This is a genomic window from Streptomyces sp. NPDC012935 (assembly GCF_042900345.1).
Taxonomy (GTDB): domain Bacteria; phylum Actinomycetota; class Actinomycetes; order Streptomycetales; family Streptomycetaceae; genus Streptomyces.
Genome location: NZ_JBIBBC010000042.1, coordinates 1 through 5,762, shown reverse-complemented (window position 1 = coordinate 5,762; position 5,762 = coordinate 1). Strand labels below are relative to the sequence as shown.

Below are 5,762 nucleotides of genomic sequence, written 5' to 3'. Positions count from 1 at the left end.
GGAAGCCCCCAACTACCATCGGCGCTAAAGAGCTTAACTTCCGTGTTCGGTATGGGAACGGGTGTGACCTCTTTGCCATCATCACTAGACTTTGTTATGTATCTTGTTTTGAAGTTGTTTACCTGTCCTTCAAGACAAGAATTATTGTATAACGTTTTCTAACATTGTGCAATACTTTTTTATAAAAAAAAGAAATTATTACTTTTTAAAGATATTTTTGTTAAGTAAGAGAAAATATTGCCCTGCAAAATATTATAGCAATTGTTGGTTCAAAAGAAAACAATTATTTTATTTGGCCGATATTATTAGCTTATAATCTATTTCACTACAAGTGAAGAATATAGATAATCCTTCACTCGTCTTTTCGTTAAATATTTGAAAGCTCTATTTTTAATTTTACAATATCCTCAAGTGTAGTGGAAGGTCCAAAAGATATTCTAAAAAATTGGCGTGCCGCTTCCAAAGAGAACCCCATTGATAGAATAGCCTTTGTTCCCGATTCACTATGAATATCACATGCACTACCTGTAGAGATACAGATTCCCGCCTCATTTAACTTTAAAAGAACATATTGCCCCTCTACTTTTTCCATCATTACCCCACAAATATTAGGTAGTTGCTGTTTACACTCAACGAGCTGACATTTTTCAGGTAAATTATTTTCAAAATAATTTCTTAGCGTTTCATAATGTTGCAATTCATATTGATAGTTTTCAATTGCCGCGGCAAAGGCCACGATTGCAGGAGTATCTAATGTCCCCCCTCTAAGACCCCTCTCATGTGTCAAACCTGGTGTTAATGCAGGTACTCTGATTGCAGGGTTCAGATATATAGCACCACAGCCCTTTGGTCCGCCTATTTTATGAGCCGAGATGGTAATCGCATCTGCCCCTTGTGGTATAGCTAGTTTGCCAAATGATTGTACACAATCAACATGACAGAATATATTTGATTTTCTTGCCATCTTTACGATTTTCTCTACAGGCTGGATTGAACCAATTTCAGAATTGACATGTTGAATGGTAATCAAAGCAGTCTCTTCCCGGATTGCTTGTTGCAATTGCCCCAGATCAACACAACCATCCTTCTGCAAAGGTAATTTTGTTACAGTAAAGCCCTTTTTCTCAAGTGTATTCAAAGCCGCATGCACTGACGTATGCTCAGCTTGAGATGAAATAATGTGTTTTCCTTTTTTTGAGGCTAGCGCTAACGACAAGATGGCTATGAGATTTCCTTCTGTTCCACTACCCGTAAAAATTACGCCATCACTAGTTACACCTAGGGCTTGGGCTACAACCTCCCTTGATTGCTGGACAAAATAAAAAGCTTGTCCCCCTAAATCATGCAAACTCGCACTATTTCCATAATACCGTTGTGCCACCTCTACATATGCCTCAAGAGATTCCCTCATCATAGGTGATGTTGCAGCATAATCCATATAAATCATCGTCTTCTTCCTCTCTTGTTCATCAGGTCTTGTTTTCTTTTATATTTTATGTAAAGATAAGTGTCAAGACAACTGTAAAGAAGGTATAACAATGGATGTAAAGACAGACGTCCTTATAATTGGTAGTGGTATTGCTGCACTTCAGGCTGCTTTAGTGCTTGAAAAACATTTTCAAATACAAATTGTTACAAAATCATCTATATATATGAGTAGTTCTTATCGTGCACAAGGTGGGATTGCTGCTGTTACCAGTGAGGAGGATCATATTCAACATCATATTGCTGATACATTGAAAGCTGGAGAGTATCATCATGAGAAAAGGCATGTTAAAACACTTATAAAAGATGGCACTGAGATTATGCAAAACTATCTAAAGGATGGCCTCCCTGTTGATCGGCAGGTCGATGGAAAACCTGCTCTAGGACTTGAAGGAGCACATAGTCATCATCGTATTCTACATGCAGGTGGTGATCGTACTGGTCAGATTTTCATAGATTACTTGCTTCATAAACTTTCGCCCAAAACAAAGATCAATTGCTATGAAATGGCTTATGAGCTTTTACGGAATACAGATGGTGACTGTGTAGGAGTGCTAACTAAAGGAGAAAAAGGTACAAAACGTTATTTGGCTCATCATGTTATTTTAGCGACAGGTGGCGCAGGTGCCCTTTATTCAAGTACATCTAATTTTCCAACTAATACAGGGGATGGGATCGCATTAGCATTTCGAGCAGGCGCTGCCATTAGTGATATGGAATTTATGCAATTTCACCCGAGTCTTCTGTGGTGTAAAAATGAAGCAAAGGGATTAGTTTCTGAAGCTGTCAGAGGGGCTGGTGGTATTTTTGTTAATGCCCAGCATCAGCCCATTATGACAGGTTTACATGCTCAACTTGACCTAGCACCAAGACATATTACTGCACTTGCCCTATTTACAAAACGTGCAGCGGGTGAAGAAACGTTTATTGATATCACTAACATTCAAGACTTTGAAGCAAAGTTTCCAACAATTGCTCAGCTGTGCCATGTTCATCACGTTCATTTACAAGATGGTCTAATCCCCGTGGCTCCAGGAAGTCATTTCTTGATGGGTGGTGTTATTGCTGATGACAAAGGAAGAACTACTATACCGAACTTATATGCAGTCGGTGAGGTTGCCTGTACAGGCGTACATGGTGCGAATCGTTTAGCAAGCAACTCCCTATTGGAAGGTATTACATTTGGTCAAAAAATGGCGCAGTTCATTATTCAAAAAGGGTGTCATCAAAAAAACTTTTTACTGGAAAAGCATCAATGTCCTGATAAAATGCCACCTTTATTTAGCAAACCCCAATTACAGCAACACATGATGCAGTTCCTAGGTATTGTTAGAAATATTGATGACTTGCAGCATTTTGTAAAGCAACTACCCTCCTTGCAATCACTTATTCAAGTTAATTTAAAGGGTCTAGAACTAGCTGAGTTGGAATTATTTATGATGCATGTAGTCGCCACATTAATGGCACATGCAGCAATTACTCGAACGGAAACAAGAGGAGCTCATATTCGGAAGGATAAATCCGAAATGAAATCACAATGGGCAAGTCGATGGATTATTTTTTCGCAAGGACAAATGAAAGTGAGGAACTCATTGTATGAATATCATCAAACTTGAGGAAATGCTCAAGCAATTTTTTAATGAGGATTTAGGAGATGGAGATTTATCGAGTGAATTTATCTTTTCAGCCGAACAACAGGGAGCTTTTTCTTTTTACGCGAAAGAAAGCGGAATTTTTTGTGGGGCTAACATTATTGAGCATGGCTTTCTCTTACTCGATCGATCAATCGAAGTCAATCTTCATACAAAAGATGGAGAGATGGTGAAGTCAGGTGATGTACTCGCTGTGATTAAAGGTCCCTTACAAAAATTATTAATCGGTGAGCGTGTCATTTTAAATCTTATTCAACGTATGTCTGCTATTGCAACGGCTGCCCATCTTGCCGTTCAAGAAACAGTAGGTACTCACGCAAAAATATGTGATACGCGTAAAACACTACCAGGACTGCGTATGCTAGATAAATATGCTGTTAGAATTGGTGGTGCTTTTAATCATCGTAATGGCCTGTACGACGCAATTATGCTAAAGGACAATCATATTGCCTTTGCTGGTAGCATTACAAAGGCAGTTCAGACCGCTAGAGCGAAAGTCGGTCATACCGTAAAAATTGAAGTTGAAATTGAATCAAAAGAACAATTAGAAGAAGCTATCAACGCAGGAGCAGATATTATTATGTTTGATAACCGTAGCCCAGAAGAAATCCGTGCATGGCTTCCCATTGTTCCTCCCACTATTGCGACTGAAGCATCTGGGGGCATCACACTTGAAAATTTAAAGGCTTATGCCCAAACGGGTATTCAATGGATTTCACTTGGCTCCTTAACACATTCAGTTAAAGCTTTTGATATTAGTGCACTCGTTCAAATGAAAGGAGATCATTCCCTTGTCCATCACTAGTTTATTACAACAGACGACATTACTCCCAGAGCATTATCGGGCACTATCTGTAAAGGAAATGGAATCTCGTATTTTATCAATAAAGAAAAAATTAGGTTCTAAATTATTTATTCCTGGCCACCATTATCAAAAAGATGAAGTCATTCAATTTGCAGATGCAACTGGGGATTCTTTACAGTTAGCTCAATTATCCGCAGCAAATAAGGAAGCTGAACACATCGTATTTTGCGGTGTACATTTTATGGCAGAAACTGCTGATATGCTGACAACGAAACAGCAACATGTCTATTTACCAGATATGCGCGCTGGTTGTTCAATGGCTGATATGGCTGATATTTATCAAACTGAACAAGCATGGCCAATTCTTCAAGAACTCTTTGGTGATACGATTATTCCTCTAACCTATGTTAACTCAACTGCGGCTATTAAAGCCTTTACTGGAAGACATGGTGGTGCTTGTGTCACTTCATCGAATGCAAAGGAACTTGTTCAATGGGCTTTTACCCAAAAACAGCGTATCTTCTTTTTACCTGACCAACATTTAGGAAGAAATACTGCCTATGATTTAGGTATACCTCTTGAAAATATGGCTGTTTGGAATCCACATAAGAACTTGCTCGAAACAAAAGAGCCACTTGAAAATATCCAGGTTATTCTTTGGAAGGGTCACTGCTCTGTGCACGAAGGTTTTACTGTTCAACATACAGAGGTTATTCGCAAAGAACACCCGACTATGAGGATAATTGTTCACCCTGAGTGCAGCCGTGAAGTGGTTGCAGCGGCTGATGATGCAGGCTCCACAAAATACATTATTGATACAATCAATCGAGCTCCAAGCGGATCTGCATGGGCAATTGGAACAGAAATGAACCTTGTCAATCGCATTATTAAGCAGCATCCTGATAAACATATTGTCTCCTTAAACGAAAACTTTTGTCCTTGTTTAACAATGAATCGAATTGACCTTCCACATTTGTTATGGAGCTTAGAAAGTATTGAGCAAGGTCAACCTCATAACCGCATACAAGTAGATGAACATACTACCGCTGAAGCACTTAGTTCACTTGAAAGAATGCTAGCCAGAGGATAAATAGTTAAAACTTTTTAAACAGAAAGGTTGAAGATATAACCTTTCTGTTTTTGTTGACATAACGCCTACTTCTAATAGTGCTAATGGCTTCCATTTGCGCCCCGCTTTGCTATAATTGACACGACTTTATGCTCCATGATACTGTCAATTTGGAGGTGATACTAAATGGCTTTTCAATCGAAAAATATCTTTATCAATTTACCAGTACAAGATCTAAACAAATCGATCAGTTTTTTTAAGGAATTAGGTTTTGAGTTCAATCAACAATTCAGTGATGAAACAACAGCCTCAATGATTATTAGTGAAAATATCTTCGTATTAATAATGGTTGAAGAACGATTTAAAGGATTTAGTAAGAAAGAAGTTACAGATACTACTACTTCTGCAGAAGCAATCTTATGTCTTTCTGCTGAAAATCGTGAACAAGTAGATCAATTAGTGAATAAGGCTCTTGCCTCTGGTGGTAAACCTTATAGTGAACCACAAGATCACGGATTTATGTATGGTTGGGGTTTTCAAGATGTAGATGGGCACATCTGGGAAGTAGTTTATATGGATGAAAATGCATTGAAACAAGAGTAAATTTTGTATCTATGAATATCAAAAAACAGTAGATGCAATAGCATCTACTGTTTTTAGTATGACCCGTACGGGATTCGAACCCGTGTTACCGCCGTGAAAGGGCGGTGTCTTAACCACTTGACCAACGGGCCCATGGCGGAGAAGGAGG

The 5,762-nt window shown here is 38.6% G+C and carries 5 protein-coding genes, 1 tRNA gene and 1 rRNA gene; 4 read left to right on the top strand and 3 right to left on the bottom strand.

The window, feature by feature from the left end:
- Both rrf and ACFY5C_RS41170 read right to left on the bottom strand, forming a co-directional pair.
- Positions 1-89: ribosomal RNA gene (gene rrf / locus ACFY5C_RS41175) — 5S ribosomal RNA — on the bottom strand; the annotation flags it as partial.
- Positions 90-367: 278 nt separating this feature from the next.
- Positions 368-1,438, bottom strand: coding sequence for a cysteine desulfurase family protein (locus tag ACFY5C_RS41170; RefSeq protein ID WP_066038274.1), 1,071 nt, complete (start codon positions 1,436-1,438; stop codon positions 368-370).
- A 100-nt stretch (positions 1,439-1,538) separates the two neighbouring features.
- Here ACFY5C_RS41170 and nadB point away from each other — a divergent pair, with 100 nt between their 5' ends.
- The 4 genes from nadB to ACFY5C_RS41150 all read left to right on the top strand — a co-directional run bounded on the left by nadB (position 1,539) and on the right by ACFY5C_RS41150 (position 5,614).
- Positions 1,539-3,101 carry an L-aspartate oxidase gene (gene nadB, locus ACFY5C_RS41165; RefSeq protein WP_054548465.1) on the top strand — a complete coding sequence of 521 codons (1,563 nt, stop codon included), beginning with the start codon at positions 1,539-1,541 and terminating at the stop codon, positions 3,099-3,101.
- A complete protein-coding gene (gene nadC, locus ACFY5C_RS41160; RefSeq protein WP_066038273.1) occupies positions 3,082-3,942 on the top strand; it encodes a carboxylating nicotinate-nucleotide diphosphorylase in 861 nt (286 codons plus the stop codon). Before nadB ends, nadC begins: the two co-directional genes overlap by 20 nt.
- Positions 3,929-5,032 carry a quinolinate synthase NadA gene (gene nadA, locus ACFY5C_RS41155; RefSeq protein WP_387256528.1) on the top strand — a complete coding sequence of 368 codons (1,104 nt, stop codon included), beginning with the start codon at positions 3,929-3,931 and terminating at the stop codon, positions 5,030-5,032. Before nadC ends, nadA begins: the two co-directional genes overlap by 14 nt.
- Positions 5,033-5,197: 165 nt before the next feature.
- On the top strand, positions 5,198-5,614 hold the full coding sequence (locus tag ACFY5C_RS41150; protein ID WP_054548462.1) for a VOC family protein: 417 nt from the start codon (positions 5,198-5,200) through the stop codon (positions 5,612-5,614).
- Positions 5,615-5,673: 59 nt separating this feature from the next.
- Here the strand turns inward: ACFY5C_RS41150 and ACFY5C_RS41145 are convergent.
- Positions 5,674-5,745: transfer RNA gene (locus ACFY5C_RS41145), tRNA-Glu, on the bottom strand.
- Positions 5,746-5,762 lie beyond the last annotated feature (17 nt).